The following is a 17,581-nucleotide window of genomic DNA, read 5'->3' as shown; positions in this document are numbered from 1 at the left end:
CTCAGCGGACGCGATTCCGCGGGAAGGAGCGACATGGCGATCGATGAGAAAGCCGTTGCCGCACTGGCGGATCGGACGCTCGGCCCCGAACACAAGGGTCTGCCACCCGCGGCGTGGGGCCGCACGGTCCGGGAATACCTGGACACCGCGCCGCACCTCGACGAGTTCGAGACACCGGTGTTGACCGTCGATCGCGCCGCCGTCGCGGCCAATGTCGCGGTGATGGCCGATTGGGCGGCGGCCGCGGGCGTGCGCCTGGCACCACACGGGAAGACGACAATGGCGCCGCAGCTGTGGGCCCAGCAGTTGGCGGCCGGTAGCTGGGGCATCACCTTCGCCACCGTGTGGCAAGTGCAGGTGGCCCGTTCGTTCGGCGTCGGCCGGATCGTGCTCGCCAACGCGCTGGTCGATCCCGTCGGATTGCGCTGGGTCGCCGAGGAATTGGCGCGTGATCCGGAGTTCGAGTTCGTCTGCTGGGTCGACAGCGTCGAGTCGGTTGCACTGATGGACGAGCACCTGTCCGGTGATGTGCGCATCCGGGTGATCGTCGAACTCGGTGGGCCGCACGGGCGTACGGGTGCGCGCACGGTCGAACAGGGTCACGCCATCGCCGAGGCGGTCGGTAAGTCCGAGGGGCTGACACTGGCCGGAGTCGGCGGTTACGAGGGTGCGCTCGCCCACGACCGCACCCCGGACGGCATCTCCGGCGTCCGGCACTACCTGGACGAAATCGCCCGCCTGCACCGCGAACTCGCCGCGACCGGACGCTATCCGGATCGGGCGATCGTCACCGCGGGCGGCAGCGCCTACCCGGACCTGGTCGTCGAATGTCTGTCCGGACTCGCCGACGAGCAAGGCGCACAGGGTGTTCCGACCACAGTGGTGCTGCGCTCGGGCGCCTACATCATCCACGACGACGGTTTCTATGCGGGCATCTCACCGCTGGCCGCCCCGCGCAGCGAACGCCCGCTGCGCTCGGCGATGCACGGGTGGGCGCGCACCGTCTCGCGCCCCGAGGCGGAGCTCGCGCTGCTGGACGCGGGGAAGCGCGATCTTCCCTTCGATGAGGGGCTTCCGGTCCCGCAATTCGTTGCGGGACCGGAAGGTTCGCTGAATCCGGGGGCGCATGTCAGCGCACTCAATGATCAGCACGCCTACCTGCGGCTACCGGGCGGTGCGCCCACCGACCTGCCCGTCGGCAGCGTGGTGCGGCTCGGTCTATCGCATCCGTGCACGGCCTTCGACAAGTGGCGGCTGATCCCGGTCATCGACGATGCCGACGCCGAACGGCCACGCATCGTCGACCTGGTCCACACCTTCTTCTGACGAGTGGCCATGACGGACTTGGTGTTTCGCAATATCGACGTCATAGACGGCACCGGAGCGCCGCGTTTCCGCGCCGATGTTGCCATCGACCGGGGACGGATCACCACGCTCGCCGAACCGGGCACGATCACCGCGGCGGCGCGGTTCATCGATGCCGCGCCCGGCGCGGTGCTCGCACCGGGCTTCATCGATATGCACGCGCACTCCGATCTGCATCTGCTCACCGATCCCGGCCATTTCCCGAAGATCAGCCAGGGCGTCACGACCGAGGTCATCGGACAGGACGGGCTGTCCTATGCCCCGATCGATGACGCGGCCCTGTCGGTGCTGCGGCGTCAGATCGCCGGGTGGAACGGCAATCCCACCGAACTCGACTTCTCCTGGCGCACGGTCGCGGAATACCTGGACCGTCTGGATCAGGGCATCACCCCCAACGCCGCCTACCTCGTGCCGCAGGGGACCCTGCGACTGCTGGTCGTCGGCAGTGAACAGCGTCCGGCGACCGTCGACGAGGTCCGGCGCATGCGCGAACTGCTCGCTCAGGGGCTGCGCGAGGGTGCGGTCGGGATGTCGAGCGGGCTCACCTATACGCCCGGAATGTATGCCGACACCGGGGAATTGGCGGCACTGTGCGCGGTCGTCGCCGAGTACGGCGGGTTCTACGCGCCGCACACCCGCTCCTACGGCAAGGGGGCGTTGGCGGCCTACGCCGAGATGATCGGCCTCGCTCGGAGTACCGGATGCGCAGTGCATCTCACGCACGCGACCATGAACTTCGGGGTGAACCGTGGGCGCGCGCCGGAATTCCTGGCGTTGATCGATGCCGCCAGGGCCGAGGGGTGCGATATCACCCTCGACACCTATCCGTATCTGCCCGGCTCGACGACGCTGTCGGCGCTGCTGCCGAGTTGGGCGATGTCGGGTGGTCCGGATGCGGCGCTGGCCCGCATCGATGATCCCGAGATGCGTGCGCGAATCGCCCTGGACGTCAATGTGAATGGTTCCGACGGCTGTCACGGTGTGACGGTCGAATGGGAGACCATTCAGATCAGCGGTGTTGCCGACCCGGAGTTGGCGCAATGCGTCGGTAGGACGATCGCGGAGCTCGCGGCCGAGCGTGGTAGCGCGCCGGTCGAGGTGTTCTTCGAGCTGTTGCGCCGAGATCAGTTGGCCACCACCATCCTGCAGCACGTCGGGCACGAGGAGAACGTGCGCGCGATCATGGTGCATCCGGGGCATATGGGCGGCAGTGACGCGCTGCTCGTCGGTGATCGGCCGCATCCGCGCGCATGGGGCACCTTCCCGCGCTATCTGGGCCATTACGTCCGCGAACTCGGAGTGCTCGGGCTCGAGGAGTGCGTGCACCATCTCACCGGACGACCCGCCGAGCGGCTGCGGCTGAGCGACCGCGGACAGGTATTCACCGGATACGCCGCCGATCTCGTGCTCTTCGATCCGGCGACGATCACCGATACCGCGACCTTCGACAACCCCAAACAGCAGGCGCGCGGGATCGAGCATGTGCTGGTCAATGGCGAGTTCGCCATCGAAAGCGGCATGCCGACCGGCGCACTCGCCGGGCGTGCGCTGCGGATGGATACCTCGCGGAAGGAGACATATTGAACGCCGAAGGCTCTCTCGACGCCATGGACGTCATTCGCGCCGACCGGGTGCTGAGTGTGGTTCGCGCGCCGGAGATTCCGGATCCGTCCGCGCTGGCGGATGCCCTGGCGCGCTCCGGGATTCGCACGCTGGAGCTCACCTTCACGACCCCCGGTGTGCTCGACTACCTGCGGGTCGCCGCCGCGACCCAGGGTGCGGTCGTCGGTGTCGGGACCGTGCTGCACGCCGACCAGGCCGCGGCCGCGATCGATAACGGGGCACGGTTCCTCGTCACCCCCGGCGTGCGCGCCGACGTCGCGGCCGTCGCGGCACAGCGTGACATCCCAGTCGTCATGGGTGCTTTCACGCCCACCGAGATTCTCACCGCACTGGATCTCGGTGCCGCCGCGGTGAAGATCTTCCCGGCCAGGGCACTCGGCCCCGGCTACTTGAAGGACCTGCGCGGCCCCTTTCCCGACGTGGCGCTGATCCCCTCCGGGGGCGTCAATGCGGGCAATGCCGCCGAATTCCTCGCCAACGGAGCCGTGGCAGTGACCGCGGGTACCGATGTCGTGGCCCCATCCGACGTCGCCGCGGGCCGATGGTCCGACATCGCCTCGCGTGCGGCGTCATTCGTTCGATCCATGAATTGAGGTTCCCCATGGGCGCCACTGTCGACTGGCTGCGCACTACCACCCCTGGGTTGCTGGTGCTGTGCGGACTCGCGATTGCCGTACTGCTGTTCGCCATTATCAAGGTCAAGCTGGAGCCGTTCATCGCGCTGCTGCTCACCGGACTCGGTCTGGCGCTCGCCGCCGGACTACCGGTGTCGAAGATCGTCGGCACCGCGATCAAGTCCGGTGATTCGCTGCTGGAGACCGGTTTCGGCGGCATACTCGGGCATATCGCGGTCATCATCGGCCTCGGCACGGTGCTCGGCGCGATCCTCGAACGCTCCGGTGGCGCGGACGTTCTGACCGGCAAGCTATTGGGCATCTTCGGCGAGAAGGGCGCACCGGTCGCCATGGGTCTGCTCGGGCTCATCTTCGGGATCCCGGTCTTCTTCGATATCGGCATCTTCGTGCTCGCGCCGCTGATCTATGTGGCCGCCAAGCGCGGTGGGCGGTCACTGGTGCTGTATGCGATGCCGATGCTGGCCGGACTGTCGATGACCCACGCCTTCCTCCCACCCCATCCCGGACCGGTGGCACTCGGTGGCCTGCTCGGGGTGAGTCTGGGTTGGCTGATCATCATGGGATTCGTCTGCGGCATACCGGGATTCATCGCCGCGGGCATTGTGTGGGGCAGCTACATCGGCAAGCGGGTGCAGGTGGAGGTGCCCGCCGAATTCCTGGTTCGGCCGGAGACCGATCAGCCGGTTGGAGCGAAGAGCGCAGGTCCTGGCACCGCAACGGATCCCGGTTCGACCCGAACCGCGACCCGCGCGCCCTCGGTCGGGCTCATCGTCGGCATCATCGCGATTCCGCTGGTGCTCATCCTCGGCGCCACCTTCGGCACTCAATGGCTGGCCAAGGATTCGCAACTGCTGCAGGTGCTGACCTTCCTCGGCACGCCCGCGGTGGCCCTGCTGATCGCCGTACTGGTCGCCTTCTATCTCCTCGGCGTGCGGCGCGGCTCCAGCGTGCAGGAACTCAGCACGCTCACCGCGGAATCGCTCAAGCCGGTCGGCATGTTGCTGCTGGTGGTCGGTGCGGGCGCGTTCTTCGGAAAGGTCATCTCCGCCACCGGAATCGGCACCGCGCTTGCCGACACCATGTCGGCCGCCGGGCTGCCGGTGATCGTGCTCGCCTACATCATCAGCTGCGGTCTGCGCATCGCCCAGGGCTCGGCCACCGTCGCCATCGTGACCACCGGCGGCATCGTCGCACCCCTGGTCACCGGGCACGGCTACTCACAGATGGCCATCGCACTCATCGCCATGGCCATCGCCGCGGGCTCGATCATCCTCAGCCATGTGAACGACGGCGGCTTCTGGATCATCTCGAAGTACTTCAACCTGACCGTGAAGCAAACCCTGCAGACCTGGACGGTGCTCGAGACCGTGCTCTCGGTGGTGAGTTTCGCGGTCGCCGCGGTGCTGTTCGCCATCGTCAGCTGAGCGATCGCCTGCACAGTTCACACCAGCCCGGCACGGGGATCGAACCCCGTTGCCGGGCTGCCAATCCCATGCGCTAGCGGGTCGCCGCACTCTCCTCCGGTACTCGGCGCTCTGCTATTGCGTTGGCTCGAGTCGAGGGTAGTCATACGGTGGCTCCCACTGTGTCTCGCATCAGCCCTTTGACTCCTCTCGGCGGCGCGCTGGGAGGAGGGAGCGGGTTACTGGAAGTTGCGGAGGGCGGTTGTGCAGCGGTCGGCTTGGGCTCGGATGGCGGTGACGAGTTCGGGCGGACCGCTGAGCAGCGTGAAGTCGATATCGGTGGAGGTGATCATCCAGACCAGTGCCTCCGGAGTGTCCGCACCGACGTGGAGTTGGCAGCTGTGGTCGTCCACAGCCTCGATGACGCCCATACCGGGCCAGACGTTCGCCGTGGCATCCTCGGCGGACTTGTGCAGCAGGGCAATTGCTTGAAATGGCCAGGCTCGGGACGACAGTCGCAGCGAAAGGTGGGCCGCGACATCGCCTTCCGGGAGTTCGCGCGGGGTGAAGCGCGGGCCGGTGGGAGTGCGCGGTGTCACCCGGTCTGCTCGGAAGGTGCGCCAATCGCCGCGGTCGATATCCCAGGCCACCAGGTACCAGCGCCTGCTGAAGTGCACCAGGCTGTGCGGCTCCACCGAGCGGCGGGTGGTGGTACCGCTGTGCGCCCGATAGTCGAAGCGCAGCCGCTCGTGCCGTTGGCAGGCCTCGGCGACGGCCATCAAGGTATCCGGTTCGACCGTCGAATCCGGTGTGCCGACCCGGACCGTCGCACCGCGCAGCGTGCGGACCCGGTGCCGCAGCCGCGGCGGCAGCACCTGCTCGAGTTTGGTGAGCGCGCGCAGCGATGCCTCCTCGATGCCCGCCACGGTGCCGTCCGACGCGCTGCGCAATCCGACCGCCACTGCCACGGCCTCCTCGTCATCGAGCAGCAGCGGCGGCAGCGCGGCCCCGGCGCCGAGCCGATAGCCCGCGGTGCCCTGGGTGGCGTGCACCGGGTAGCCGAGCTCACGCAGTCGTTCCACATCGCGACGGACCGTGCGCGCGGTGACGCCGAGCCGTTCGGCGAGTTCGGTCCCGGTCCAGTCGCGGTGGGTCTGCAGCAGGGCGAGCAGTTCGAGCAGTCGCGCCGAGGTCTTCAACACGAAATCCAGAATGCCAGCAACTTAGGAACGGCTCTGTCCTAAGCGGGTCATAGCGTCGTCTTCATGAGCACCGAACAGGACATCCGCCCCTTCCACATCGACATCCCGCAGGCGCGGATCGACGATCTGCACGCCCGGCTGGCGAATACCCGGTGGCCGGATGAAATCCCCGGCGCCGGTTGGGATAAGGGCGCGTCGATTTCGTATATGAAGGACCTCGCCGAGTATTGGCGGTCCGAATACGACTGGCGGGCAGTCGAAGCGCGGCTGAACGAGCTGCCGCAGTTCGTCACCGATATCGACGGGCAGCACGTGCATTTCCTACACGTCCGTTCGCCCGAACCTGATGCCGTGCCGCTGGTACTGAGCCACGGCTGGCCCGGCTCGTTCGTCGAATTCCTCGATGTGATCGGACCTTTGAGCGATCCACGGGCATACGGCGGTGATCCGGCCGACGCATTCCACCTGGTCATCCCGTCACTGCCCGGATTCGCGTTCTCGGAGGCCGGGCCGAAGGTCGGGGATGGTTCGACCGAGCGATTCGCGCAGGTGGTCGCGAAGCTGATGGCGCGGCTCGGCTATGGCCGGTACGGGGCGCAGGGCGGCGACGCGGGCTTCTTCGTCTCGACCGAACTGGGACGGATCGCCACCGACCATATGCTGGGCATCCATGTGAACGGGCCGATCACGCTGCCAACCTGGAGTGACAGCGATGGTGATGAACAGTCTTGGGCCGCAACGGAACCGGAGTACAGCACCGAGGATCAGGCGAAGCTGGACAAACTCACCGGCAGCGAGAGCTACACCCGATACGGCTATGCGATGGTGCAGGCCGGTCGCCCGCAAACCTTGGCGATCGGCATGCACGATTCACCTGCCGGGCTGCTGGCCTGGATCGTCGATATCTTCCAGCGCTGGACCAATCCGTCGATCGAACTGCCCGACGAGGCGGTGGATCGCGACGCGCTGCTGACCAATATCAGCCTGTATTGGTTCACCCAGACCTTCGTCTCCTCGATCAGGCTGTACGGGGAGGGGGACTCGTGGGGGATGGCATTGCGCAATTCCGGTGTGCCGACGGCGGCGGCGGTATTCGCCGGTGACAATTCCATTCGCGTGATCGCCGAGCAGCAGCACAATATCGTGCGCTGGACCGAATATGACCGCGGTGGTCATTTCGCGGCGATGGAAGCACCGGATCTGCTGACCGACGATGTGCGCGCTTTCTTCCGCCCGCTGCGCTGAGATCTCGCCCGTCGTAACGGTGCGCACCCGTAGTTGTAAGGGGTGCGCAGGCTCAGGATGGGGGCGGGCGTCGGTAGCGCTCGGCCATGGCGAACGCCGTTGCGGCGAGCCGGTCACGGAGTTCGGGCGGGTCGAGGACCTCGCAGAATTCGCCGAGCGGCAGGATCGCGCTCGCCAGGACCTCATAGGACTCCGAGGGGATCGTCACCTCGACCCACCCCTCGGCGTCGGGTGCCGTCGCCGAGGCCATTGCCTCGGCGACCGCGGCGGGTTCGTGCATAATCCGCAGCAGCCGCAGCTGCGACGCCGCGATCCGGCACCGTGCCCGCACCCGCAGCATGGAGCGCGCGAAATCATCGGCCGACTCCGACCAATGTGCGGCAAGGTCGAAACCTTCTGGGCGCGTGAATGATTCGCCGGTCTGCTCGGCGGAGGCGATCCGACCGACGCGATAGGAACGTACGGCCGACCCGTCGCGCGCGATGAGGTACCAAGTCCCGGCCTTCAATACCAGGCCGAGCGGATCCAGTCGGCGTTCGACCGCGCGATCCTTGCGCTGGTAACCGATGTTCAGTCGCCGATCGTGCCACAGCGCGTCGGCAACCGTTGTCAGCGTGGGTGTTTCGTCGGCCCGATGGAACCAGCCCGCAGCGTCGACATGGACGCGCTCCGCGATTCGCGTTGCCCGGCCACGCAATTCGGGCGGCAGTGCGGCGAGCACCTTGAGCTGCGCAGTCGCCAGCACCGTGCCGAGTCCGAGATCCGCTGCTGCGGCGGGCTGTCCGGCGAGCAATACCGCATCGGCTTCCTCGGTGGTGAGACCGGTCAACCGGGTCCGGTACCCGTCGACCAACCGCACGCCGCCCGCCCGTCCCGGTTCGCTGTAGATCGGCACGCCCGCCGCGGACAGCGCCTCGATATCGCGATAGACCGTGCGCACCGACACCTCGAGCTCGCGCGCGAGCTCCGGTCCTGTGCTCCGCCCGCGGGTCTGTAGCAGCAACAACAGCTGCACGAGTCTGCTCGCTCGCATGATTCGAGATTAGTCATAAAACCTGACAGAAGATGTCAGGTTTGTCTCGTACCGTCGACCGCATGACCACATGGAGCCAGTTCACCGAAGAAGCGCCACACATCGCCACCGTGTTCACCCGTCGGCACAAGGCCACCGGCAATCTCTGCATGCTCGGTACCCTGCGCTCCGACGGCTTCCCGCGCATCAGCCCGGTCGAACCACGGATTTTCGAGGGGATGCTGGTGATCGTGGGCATGCCGAACACCACCAAGTTCAACGACCTCGCCCGCGACCCGCGGTTCTGCCTGCACACCGCCACGGTCGACACCCAGGTCGGCGACGGTGACGCGAAGCTGTTCGGCACCGTCGTCGACCTTCCGGACAAGCAGGTGCACGCCCGGTTCGCGCAGCAGCTGTTCGACGAGACCGAATTCGATATCCGCGACCAAACATTCGACCACTTCTACATCGCGGACCTGACCAGCGCCTCCACCGTCGAGGTCAACAATGATCACCTGGACATCACCATCTGGAAGCCGGGGCGGGGGGAGCGAGTGGTGCGCAAGCACTGAGCGGTGTGCAAGCAGACGGGACTCCTCGTGCGCGAGCACGTTAACGCGCCTGCTTCGAACTCTGTCGCCGCCGTCGTCGGACTGCCGTGGTAGTAGCGGAGGCTGGTCCGGGCGGTGTGTCACCGCGAGGTGAGCTGGGCTGCGATCGATGTCGGAACCGGGAGGCTCGATGCCGCCAGTTCGGCGAGGGCGTCGGCACTCGACAGTTCGGTCAATGCGAGCTGGATACCCGGGTGACGCCGATGCCAGGTACGCAGGACCGGTGCCAGCAGTCCCCGCGGTCATGCTCTCCGCGCAGCCGATGCGCAGTTGTCCCTCGGCGCCCGCGGCGACGGCCCGGCCGGTCGTGACGACACGCTCCTCTCCCCGATCCCCTTCGCCCCGTTGATATCTCGACGCCCGAACGCCGCAATATCTCGTCACGAGCCCTGTTACCGTCTGACAGAATCCAGGCAGTGCTCGATGCGAGGGGGAACGCAAAGATGGTGTTGGCCGCGCGATTTCAGCCGGGGGCCACTCGGCGTCCATTCGTGGATCGGGAAACTGTACTGGCGGCCTTCGACGAGTTGCTCGTCGAGTCCACGGGCCAGCCCCGGGTGCTGCTGCTGAGCGGCGTCGGAGGTATCGGCAAATCGCGTCTGGTGACGGAATTGCGTTCGCGGGTCGCAAAGCGGCATCCGGCGGCGGTGCTGGATCTACAGGTGCCGAGTCAGCGTCAGGCAGCCGACGGGTTGGCAGTGCTGCGGACGCAGTTCGGGGCCCAGAAGATCAAGTTCCATCGGTTCGATATCGCATGCGCGGTGCTGTGGCAGCGTCTACATCCCCATTTGCGACTGACCCGTGAGTCGCTGGCATTGGCCGAACACAGTGAGGTCCTTACCGAAATCCTCAACGACGCCACCGGGATTCCCGTTTTCGGCACGGCGTCGCGGCTATTGGAATTGGGTGCTCGGCGCGCGGTTCGTACGCACCGGATCCGACACGATCCGATCCTGCAGGAGCTCGATCAACTGAGCCTCGGCAATCTGGAAGCCGCAGTGTCGTATCTCTTCGCGGAGGATCTGAAGGCCGCGACGGCGGGTAAGAAGCCGTATGTCGTATTCCTCGATGCCTATGAGGCACTGATGGGAGGCGTCGATCGCGAGGGCCGGGTCGCGGCCTCGGATGCCTGGCTGCGAGATGTCGTGGCCCAGTTGAACACCGGGCTTATCGTCATCGCGAGTCGGGAGCCGCTCGGCTGGGAGCGATACGATCCCGAATGGGCCGCACGGGTGCATTCCGTACGGGTCGACGACCTGCCGATGGCGGCGCGATACGAACTGTTGGACTCCTCCGGTGTCGATGATGCGGACGAGCGCGAGGCGATCGCGGTGTCGAGCGCCGGGGTTCCGTTCTATCTCCACTTGGCGATCGATGCTCGGAGTCGGATCGAGGGCACGTCGGTAGCGGCTCTGGTCTCACCCGAAGCAATCTTGGAACGGTTTCTTCAGCACGTGCGGCCGGACGAGGTCCGGACGTTGGAACTGCTCAGCCTGCCGCGCACGTTCGACGTCGAGATATTCACCGTCATCGCAGGCCAATTCGGGCTTCCTGGCCATCTCACGGCGTGGAAGTCGTTGATCGCGTACTCCTTCGTCTATGCGGCGGACGAGGGCGGTGACGGAGAACGGTATCAACTGCACCAGTTGATGGTCACGGCGTTGCGTCATCGGCTGGACGCCGACGTGCGGTCGGTGTTGCACGCAACGCTGCACGACCTGTGGCGGGCGCGCGCGGAAAGGCCGAGCGGGTGGCTGTCGGCACTACGCGAGGCGGGCTATCACGGCGTTCGAGCCGGGATCCTCGATGCCGCCGCCCTGCTGGAGTACGTCGACCGGATCGAAGCCGCGGGCGGAATCCAGGGGATCGAGGGCGTACTCAGCGATTTGGACAGCTTTCTACGCCAGCCGCGTGACACCCTGGCAGATATGGCGGAGCTATCCGAACTCACCCGGTGCCTGGAGGCCGAGGCGGCAGTCCTGCTCGGCGATGCACAGCAAGCCGACCGCTTGACCCGCCATGTCGACCTGGCCCGAACCGGTCCGGTCGCGGAACGTCTCGCACTCGCGGCGGCGAATGCGCGACGCATACTGGGTGCTACGGATGAAGCACTGTCGATCTATTCGACCGTGTGGGCGCGCGGCGCGGGTCGAACGCGATTGAATGCCGGGCAGTGGGCGGCGGATCTGCATATGTGCCAGGGACGTTTCGCGCAAGCGCTCGAATTGTGCGACGAACTGGTCGCATCGGCCGATCGTGATGATCGCGACTTTCTGGGAGATGTGGCCCGGTTGCGGCATCTGACCTACCGTTTGTCATTCGACACCGAAACGGCCGCACGGTATTTGGCCGAGGCGGATGCGCATTATCGGGCGGCCGGAAGTGTGGTCGGACAGGCCAATATCGCAACCAACCTGGCCGAACTGTTGGCTTTGACCGATCCCGCGCGTGCCGTTGCCGCCGCCGGAACGGCGATCTCCATGCAGCGCGAGCTCGGCGCGCTGCACGAACTCGGAAAGGCTTACACCGCACTCGGTGTGGCCGAGCTTTCACTCGGCGATCTGGACGCTGCGGACCGCGCGCTGACCGACGCCTGCGAGATTTTGCAGCGGGCTGGTTATCGCTCCGGTCGGGCCAGGGCGGAGTTGTTCCGCGCCGGTGTGTTCGCGCGGCGAGGTATGCGTGTCGACGCCGTCGAGAGCGTCCGGTGGGCAGTGGCCGAACTGGAAGCGGCGAATGTGTATCCGGGATTGGTTCTCCTCGCGCGTGCGGTGCTCGCGCTATTCGGTTGGATCGAGCCCGATATCGCGCTGGCGGCCGCACAAGCCCGCCCGCGAATGCGGCCGCCGACACCGGATCGGAATCTGGACCTGGGCGCCCAGCAGTTGATTGCGCGGGTACTGGGCGTCGATGGCGATGGTTACTACCGCGAAGCGGGTGCGCGAACCGATTTGTCGGCGGGGTATTACAACCACAATGTTCGCGTCGGCGGCGCCATGGGAGTGGTCAACGTACGGATCCCGGTCGACGGGGCCGACGTGATGGATCTGCGGATATGGCCCGAGGCGGCGGTATTGCGCACCATCGAGCCGTTCGTGACCGCCGCGCCGCGCCTGCGCTGGGAGTCCGCGGAACCCACGTATCAAATCCACGAATACGTCGAGGGGGAGGTGCTGGACCGGATCGCGCCACGCGGTGCGCCCGTTCCCGTGCATGTGCCGGGCGATGTCGCGGTGCTGTTCGCGGAGCTGCGCCGAATACCGCCCGAGCTGCTGCCGCCGAGTTCGGTAGGGCGAGCCGAGGATCCGGTGGCTTTCGCGCGGCGACTGTCGGACATCACCGACCGTGTCCATCGTGAGAGCAGTGCGGCGTTCGGTGAGTTGTATGCGCGTCTCGCAGTGCCGGCACGACCGCTCGACGACGTCGTCGATGCGTGGAACACACTCGAGCCGAGGCCGTTTCGACTGCTGCATGCCGATGTGCATCGGAAGAACATGATCATTCGCGACCACGCGGTCGTATTCATAGATTGGGAGCTCGCGCTCTTCGGCGACCCGCTTTACGACGTGGCCACCCATCTACACAAAATGACCTACCTGCTGCACGAACGCGAGGCGTTCCTGACCGCGTGGACCGCCGCCGAGCCGGTGGCCACGCGAGGTTCGTGGCAGCGTGACCTGCAGACGTACTTGAATCATGAGCGGGTCAAATCCGTTCTTGTCGACTCGGTGCGCTATGCCAAGGTGCTGGCTGAAGGGCACGTGACAGCGGAGGCGGCGGGGGCGCTGGTTGCCAGTCTGGTTGGCAAACTGCAAGCGGCGCGGGCGATCTGGGGGCAGGATGAAGCGGTCGATCCTGCGCTGGTCGAGATGGTGTTGAGGTCCTGGCGCTGAGGTGTCTCGCTGGCAGCGGTCGTCGAGCCGATCAACTGCTGCTGGCTCCGCTAGTTCGCTGAGGCGAGTTCATCGCGTCGGTGTCGGAGGAAAGTCTTTTCGGCGGTGTTCTCGGTACCGGTGATGGCGGTGTCGTAGGCGGTTATCGCCTCTGTGTTGCGGCCGAGTCGGCGTAGCAGGTCGGCGCGGATCGCGTGGTACAGATGGTGATTCGGCAGATCGATGGTGTCGAGGAGGGCGAGTGCCGCCGCTGGCCCCTCGACTTCGCCGACTGCTACGGCCCGGTTCAGTGCCACCACCGGGCTCGGTGCCACGGCGGCCAACTGGTCGTATAGACGTAGGATCTGTTGCCAGTCGGTGGATTGCGCGTTCGGGGCGTCCGCGTGTACCGCGTTGATTGCCGCTTGGATCTGATAGGGGCCGGGTTGGTTGCGGCGCAAGCACTCTCGAACCAGTGCGTGGCCCTCGGCGATGAGGGTGCGATCCCAGCGGTGACGATCTTGTTCCGCCAGCGGCACGAGTGAACCGTCCGGGGCGGTGCGGGCGGCACGGCGCGATTGGGTGAGCAACATCAGCGCGAGCAGTCCGGGTACCTCGGGCTCATCGGGCATCAGCTCGATGAGTAAGCGCCCCAAGCGGATTGCCTCGACGCACAGGTCGGTACGCACGAGCCGATCACCGGAGCTGGCCGTGTGGCCCTCGGTGAAAATGAGATAGATGACGGCCAGTACGGCGTGCAGCCGGGCGGGCAGGTCCGCATCGCGGGGGACCCGGTAGGGAATTCGTGCGTCGCGGATCTTGCCCTTGGCTCGGACGAGTCGTTGGGCCATCGTCGACTCGGAAGTAAGGAAGGTGTGGGCGATTTCGGGGGTGGTCAACCCGCCGAGCAGTCGTAGTGTGAGCGCGACCTGAGCGTTGCGGGACAGGGCGGGATGGCAGCAGGTGAAGATCAGTCGGAGCCGATCATCCTGTACCGCACCGGAATCGGGCGGTTCGTCGCCGGTGTGCAGGAGGGCGGCCTCGGCATGCCGGTCGTCCCGCGATGCCTCACGGCGCAAGCGATCGATGGCCCGATTGCGAGCCGTGGTGATGATCCAGCCGGGCGGACTCGGCGGCAGTCCGTCCGACGGCCAGCGCTGCACCGCGGTCGTAAAGGCATCCTGCACCGCGTCTTCGGCGACGGTGATATCGCCGAAGACGCGGATCAGGCTGGCGACCGCGCGGCCGTAATGTTCGGTGAACACGTCCTCGATCACCGCCGGGGTGACTTCAGCCATCGGTGAGTGGCCGGATCTCGATCGGCAGGGTCACCACCGTCGCCACCTTGCGCCCCCATTCGAGTGCCTCATCGAGATCAGCCGCCTGGATCACGGTGAATCCGCCTATGTGTTCTTTACCTTCGACGTACGGCCCGTCGGTGATGAGCACATCGTTGGCGCTGGCACGCAATACGGTGGCGGTGCTCGGCGGATGCAGTCCAGCGGCGAAAACCCATGCGCCCGCCGCCCGCATCTCGTCGTTGACGGCCTGCAGATCGCGCATGATCTCGTCGAGATTGTCCGGCGGCGCGACGTCGTCGGGCTGGTAGATGCTGAGCAGATACTGCTTCATCGCTTCTCCTCATCCCGCTGGTAGGTGGCGATCACCACGCCGGTGGTGGTCGCGACGCTGCCGACGAGCCGCAGTTCGCCGACGTCGACGCCGTCGAACAGTCGCCGTCCGCCGCCGACCACGATCGGGTGGATCAGCAATAGATACTTGTCGACGAGATCGTGACGCATCAATGTTTGCAGCAGATCGCCGCTGCCGAGCACCACGAGATCCTGCTCCAGCTCGGTCACCGCGGCGACAATATCGTCGCCGAGCAGGGTGGAGTTCTGCCAGGGCAGCGGCGCTGTCAGCGTCCGGGATGCGACGAACTTCTCGGTCTTGTTCAGCACCTCGGTGAACGGATTGTCGGTCTGATGTGGCCAGAAGCCGTAGAAGTCCTCGTACGTCCGCCGTCCGAATAACAGTGCACCGTGGTGGGTCGCCATATGTTCGCCCATCACCCTGGCCTGCACGGGATCGTGATAGCGATGCGCCCAGCCGCCGTGGCGGAAACCGTCCCGGCTGTCCTCATCGGCCCCGCCGGGTGCCTGCATGACGCCGTCCAGGGTGATGTTCTCGACCGCGGTGATCTTGCTCATAACGAAGTCCTTCCTGTCGCTGGCCGGTCCGTTACCGGCTTCACCCCCTACACGAACGGCTTCCCGCCGAATCGACATCGTCGACAGAACTTCTTCGGACGAATTACTCCGAGCCCGTGATGGCCTGGATTTCGCGGTAGGTGGGGATTCCGGACGGGATGGCCCCGCCGTCGCGGACCGCGCGCGCGACATCGACGATCCCGGCCAGCGCCGCCCGATACAGCAGCGATCCTGTGCTGATCCGTCGCACGCCCAATGCCGCGAGTTCTGCGATCGATGGCCCGGTTACCGAGTACAACATGTTGATCGGCAACGGCACCGCCGCGACGATCCGGCCGATCTCCGCCGGATCGGTCACTCCCGGCACGAAAACCCCATCGGCACCGGCCTGCGCGTACTCCTCGGCACGAGCCAGCGTCGAATCCGGTTCCAGCTGTAGCCAATACGTATCGACCCGGGCATTGACGAACAACTCGGGCGCACGGGACTTGATCGCGGCGATCAATTCCGCTTGGTGCCCGCGATCTGCCAGTGCTGTATCAGCCCGCCCATCCTCGAGATTCACCCCGGCGATACCCAAACCGGCAAGCTGCGCGACGTATTCGGCGACGGCCGCGGGATCTTCGCTGAATCCGCCCTCGATATCGACGGTGACCGGTACCGGCAACCGCGCGAGTCTCGTTGCCAGCGTGAGTGTTTCATCGCGTGTGACACCGGCTCCGTCGGCGAGCCCCGCAGCCACCGCGACGCCGAGGCTGGTGGTGCCGACGGCTGCGAACCCCTCGGCGGCGAGTACCGCCGCCGAGCCGAAGTCCCAGGCATTGGGCAGCACCAGCGGCTCGGCGCGGTGATGCAGTTCGTGAAAAGCCTTCGTCTTGTTCATCAGGACCTCTCGATAATTCCGGCGGCCATGGCGAGGGCGTGGTCGCGACCGGGGCAGATATGCGGCCCCGCACCGAATCCCAGGCCCGTGAGGTCGACTTCGACCGGTGCCCCTTCGACAACACGCCGAGTGCGGCGCACCGGTGGATCCTCGACCATCGTGCGCGCGATGATCTCGTCCGCGGTACCCGTGCCCTCGAATCGACGCGCGTTGTCCACGAGCGCACCGGTCGCCTGACAGGCCTGGATAAGCAGACTGATCCGCGCGGCCGTGCGCTCATCGGCCACTGCGCCACAGGCGGCGACCAACTCGGCGACGGCCCGATCCGCCTCGGCGCTGTCGGGCTCATGGGGTTGGTAGTGCGCGGCGGCAACAGCGACCGCCGATACCGAGATGTCCTGAATCCCAAGGGCTTGCGCCAGCACCCGGACATGGGGAAGTTCACCCTCGACAGTCCGGACCCGTTCGCGCAGCACCTCCGGTGACAGTCGCGCCAATTCCGCGACGACCAGCGCCCGCCGCCGCTCATGGTCGAGGCCATCGCAAAATCGAGCGACCGTGGCACGCAGCCAACCGATGCCGACAGATTGCGCGGTCCGCGGTACCGCGGGCATCGGCGCACTGGTCAAAACCTCCCGCACCCGATCGGGCTCGGTGATCAGATTCATGTCGCGACCGTATCCCGCGGACGTTTCGGTGGCCGCCGAAACAACCCGGCGCGATCATGGTGTGGTGCACACCCGAGGAGCCGAACTGGCCGGACTGGCCACCCTGCTGGCCGACCGCACCCGAGCCGATATGTGCCTGGCCCTGGTGGACGGCCGTGCCTGGACGGCCGGTGAGCTGGCCCGGCATGCCGGAGTCGCGCCATCCACCGCGACCGAACACCTGAACCGGCTGCTCGACGGCGGCCTGCTCGTGGAACGCCGGCAGGGCAGGCACCGCTACGTCCAGTTGGCGAGTCCGCAGGTGGCCGAGTTGCTGGAAACCATGGTCACGCACCTGCAGCCGTCGCAACCCGAGGTGACGAATCTGCGCGCGTCCGCCGCCGCCGTTGCCCTCGCCCGCGGCCGAACCTGCTACGACCACCTCGCGGGCCGACTCGGCGTCGCGATCACCGATGCGATGATCGAACGCGACCTACTCGACGACGAAGGCGGCTTCGCCCTTACCGAGGCCGGGGCGGCGTGGCTCACCGGGCCGATGGGCATAGACGCGACGGCACTGCACGCGACTCGCCGCCCGGTCGTGCGCCCCTGTCTCGACTGGACCGAACGCCGCACCCACCTCGGCGGCGCCGCAGGAGCACAGCTGTGCCGCCGTTTGCAGGGCCTGGATTGGCTGCGGCGCGTCGGATCCGGCCGCGCCGTCCGACTCACCCCGAAGGGCGAAACCGGCCTGCGGGAGGCGCTCGGCATCGATCCCGCAACGGTCGCCTGACGGCTGAGCGGACGCTTCGTCCCGCACGGAGCGAACCTGCCCTCGGCCCGGGAGCGTGCCCAACTCGGGCTCTACGC

The 17,581-nt window shown here is 66.5% G+C and carries 15 protein-coding genes; 8 read left to right on the top strand and 7 right to left on the bottom strand.

The features are described from left to right. The first annotated feature begins 33 nt into the window (after nucleotides 1-33). The 4 genes from ACQP1G_RS31230 to ACQP1G_RS31215 are packed head-to-tail and all read left to right on the top strand — an operon-like array spanning nucleotide 34 to nucleotide 5,047. The gene (locus ACQP1G_RS31230; protein WP_433193194.1) at nucleotides 34-1,326 is read left to right on the top strand and encodes an amino acid deaminase; all 1,293 of its coding nucleotides are present in this window, start codon (nucleotides 34-36) and stop codon (nucleotides 1,324-1,326) included. A gap of 9 nt (nucleotides 1,327-1,335) precedes the next feature. Beyond that, complete coding sequence (locus ACQP1G_RS31225; protein ID WP_433193193.1) at nucleotides 1,336-2,949, top strand: N-acyl-D-amino-acid deacylase family protein; 1,614 nt, start codon at nucleotides 1,336-1,338, stop codon at nucleotides 2,947-2,949. Nucleotides 2,950-2,972: 23 nt separating this feature from the next. Continuing rightward, the gene (locus ACQP1G_RS31220) at nucleotides 2,973-3,581 is read left to right on the top strand and encodes a bifunctional 4-hydroxy-2-oxoglutarate aldolase/2-dehydro-3-deoxy-phosphogluconate aldolase (RefSeq protein ID WP_433208970.1); all 609 of its coding nucleotides are present in this window, start codon (nucleotides 2,973-2,975) and stop codon (nucleotides 3,579-3,581) included. Nucleotides 3,582-3,589: 8 nt separating this feature from the next. Next, nucleotides 3,590-5,047, top strand: a complete 1,458-nt coding sequence (locus ACQP1G_RS31215; protein WP_433193191.1) for a GntP family permease — start codon at nucleotides 3,590-3,592, stop codon at nucleotides 5,045-5,047. A 218-nt stretch (nucleotides 5,048-5,265) separates the two neighbouring features. Here ACQP1G_RS31215 and ACQP1G_RS31210 read toward each other — a convergent pair whose 3' ends face one another. Then, entirely contained in the window at nucleotides 5,266-6,228 is a 963-nt protein-coding gene (locus ACQP1G_RS31210) for a helix-turn-helix transcriptional regulator (RefSeq protein WP_433193190.1), read from the bottom strand. Between the two features lie 63 nt (nucleotides 6,229-6,291). On the opposite strand from ACQP1G_RS31210, the gene ACQP1G_RS31205 reads away from it, so the two are divergent. Beyond that, nucleotides 6,292-7,473: an epoxide hydrolase family protein gene (locus tag ACQP1G_RS31205; protein WP_433193188.1), complete on the top strand. Its 1,182-nt coding sequence runs from the start codon at nucleotides 6,292-6,294 to the stop codon at nucleotides 7,471-7,473. 52 nt (nucleotides 7,474-7,525) lie between these two features. Here ACQP1G_RS31205 and ACQP1G_RS31200 read toward each other — a convergent pair whose 3' ends face one another. Continuing rightward, the gene (locus ACQP1G_RS31200) at nucleotides 7,526-8,506 is read right to left on the bottom strand and encodes a helix-turn-helix transcriptional regulator (protein ID WP_433193187.1); all 981 of its coding nucleotides are present in this window, start codon (nucleotides 8,504-8,506) and stop codon (nucleotides 7,526-7,528) included. A gap of 62 nt (nucleotides 8,507-8,568) precedes the next feature. On the opposite strand from ACQP1G_RS31200, the gene ACQP1G_RS31195 reads away from it, so the two are divergent. Further along, the gene (locus ACQP1G_RS31195) at nucleotides 8,569-9,060 is read left to right on the top strand and encodes a pyridoxamine 5'-phosphate oxidase family protein (RefSeq protein WP_433193186.1); all 492 of its coding nucleotides are present in this window, start codon (nucleotides 8,569-8,571) and stop codon (nucleotides 9,058-9,060) included. 530 nt (nucleotides 9,061-9,590) lie between these two features. Further along, the gene (locus ACQP1G_RS31190) at nucleotides 9,591-12,992 is read left to right on the top strand and encodes a phosphotransferase (RefSeq protein ID WP_433193185.1); all 3,402 of its coding nucleotides are present in this window, start codon (nucleotides 9,591-9,593) and stop codon (nucleotides 12,990-12,992) included. 50 nt (nucleotides 12,993-13,042) lie between these two features. Here the strand turns inward: ACQP1G_RS31190 and ACQP1G_RS31185 are convergent, their stop codons facing one another. The 5 genes from ACQP1G_RS31185 to ACQP1G_RS31165 form a co-directional block, all read right to left on the bottom strand. Beyond that, nucleotides 13,043-14,269, bottom strand: coding sequence for an RNA polymerase sigma factor (locus ACQP1G_RS31185; RefSeq protein WP_433193184.1), 1,227 nt, complete (start codon nucleotides 14,267-14,269; stop codon nucleotides 13,043-13,045). Further along, entirely contained in the window at nucleotides 14,262-14,603 is a 342-nt protein-coding gene (locus tag ACQP1G_RS31180) for a YciI family protein (RefSeq protein ID WP_433193183.1), read from the bottom strand. The genes ACQP1G_RS31185 and ACQP1G_RS31180 overlap by 8 nt, the downstream gene beginning before the upstream one ends. Further along, nucleotides 14,600-15,181 carry a dihydrofolate reductase family protein gene (locus ACQP1G_RS31175; RefSeq protein WP_433193182.1) on the bottom strand — a complete coding sequence of 194 codons (582 nt, stop codon included), beginning with the start codon at nucleotides 15,179-15,181 and terminating at the stop codon, nucleotides 14,600-14,602. Before ACQP1G_RS31175 ends, ACQP1G_RS31180 begins: the two co-directional genes overlap by 4 nt. A 103-nt stretch (nucleotides 15,182-15,284) precedes the next feature. Then, nucleotides 15,285-16,064 carry an isocitrate lyase/PEP mutase family protein gene (locus tag ACQP1G_RS31170; protein WP_433193180.1) on the bottom strand — a complete coding sequence of 260 codons (780 nt, stop codon included), beginning with the start codon at nucleotides 16,062-16,064 and terminating at the stop codon, nucleotides 15,285-15,287. Then, nucleotides 16,064-16,732 carry a hypothetical protein gene (locus tag ACQP1G_RS31165; protein ID WP_433193179.1) on the bottom strand — a complete coding sequence of 223 codons (669 nt, stop codon included), beginning with the start codon at nucleotides 16,730-16,732 and terminating at the stop codon, nucleotides 16,064-16,066. The genes ACQP1G_RS31170 and ACQP1G_RS31165 overlap by 1 nt, the downstream gene beginning before the upstream one ends. Here ACQP1G_RS31165 and ACQP1G_RS31160 point away from each other — a divergent pair. Then, on the top strand, nucleotides 16,731-17,504 hold the full coding sequence (locus tag ACQP1G_RS31160; protein WP_433193177.1) for an ArsR/SmtB family transcription factor: 774 nt from the start codon (nucleotides 16,731-16,733) through the stop codon (nucleotides 17,502-17,504). The two genes, ACQP1G_RS31165 and ACQP1G_RS31160, sit on opposite strands and share 2 nt — an antisense overlap. Nucleotides 17,505-17,581 lie beyond the last annotated feature (77 nt).

The sequence above is a fragment of the Nocardia sp. CA-107356 genome (genome assembly GCF_050946365.1).
Classification (GTDB): domain Bacteria; phylum Actinomycetota; class Actinomycetes; order Mycobacteriales; family Mycobacteriaceae; genus Nocardia.
Note: the sequence above shows the minus strand (reverse complement) of the source record. Positions and strands in the feature narration are given on the sequence as shown.

Coding starts and splice junctions, on each gene's coding strand:
- ACQP1G_RS31170 (WP_433193180.1), bottom strand. CDS start 16,064: ATGAACAAGACGAAGGCTTTTCACGAACTGCATCACCGCGCCGAGCCG.
- ACQP1G_RS31205 (WP_433193188.1), top strand. CDS start 6,292: ATGAGCACCGAACAGGACATCCGCCCCTTCCACATCGACATCCCGCAG.
- ACQP1G_RS31165 (WP_433193179.1), bottom strand. CDS start 16,732: ATGAATCTGATCACCGAGCCCGATCGGGTGCGGGAGGTTTTGACCAGT.
- ACQP1G_RS31230 (WP_433193194.1), top strand. CDS start 34: ATGGCGATCGATGAGAAAGCCGTTGCCGCACTGGCGGATCGGACGCTC.
- ACQP1G_RS31175 (WP_433193182.1), bottom strand. CDS start 15,181: ATGAGCAAGATCACCGCGGTCGAGAACATCACCCTGGACGGCGTCATG.
- ACQP1G_RS31185 (WP_433193184.1), bottom strand. CDS start 14,269: ATGGCTGAAGTCACCCCGGCGGTGATCGAGGACGTGTTCACCGAACAT.
- ACQP1G_RS31215 (WP_433193191.1), top strand. CDS start 3,590: ATGGGCGCCACTGTCGACTGGCTGCGCACTACCACCCCTGGGTTGCTG.
- ACQP1G_RS31200 (WP_433193187.1), bottom strand. CDS start 8,506: ATGCGAGCGAGCAGACTCGTGCAGCTGTTGTTGCTGCTACAGACCCGC.
- ACQP1G_RS31225 (WP_433193193.1), top strand. CDS start 1,336: ATGACGGACTTGGTGTTTCGCAATATCGACGTCATAGACGGCACCGGA.
- ACQP1G_RS31160 (WP_433193177.1), top strand. CDS start 16,731: ATGTCGCGACCGTATCCCGCGGACGTTTCGGTGGCCGCCGAAACAACC.
- ACQP1G_RS31195 (WP_433193186.1), top strand. CDS start 8,569: ATGACCACATGGAGCCAGTTCACCGAAGAAGCGCCACACATCGCCACC.
- ACQP1G_RS31220 (WP_433208970.1), top strand. CDS start 2,973: ATGGACGTCATTCGCGCCGACCGGGTGCTGAGTGTGGTTCGCGCGCCG.
- ACQP1G_RS31180 (WP_433193183.1), bottom strand. CDS start 14,603: ATGAAGCAGTATCTGCTCAGCATCTACCAGCCCGACGACGTCGCGCCG.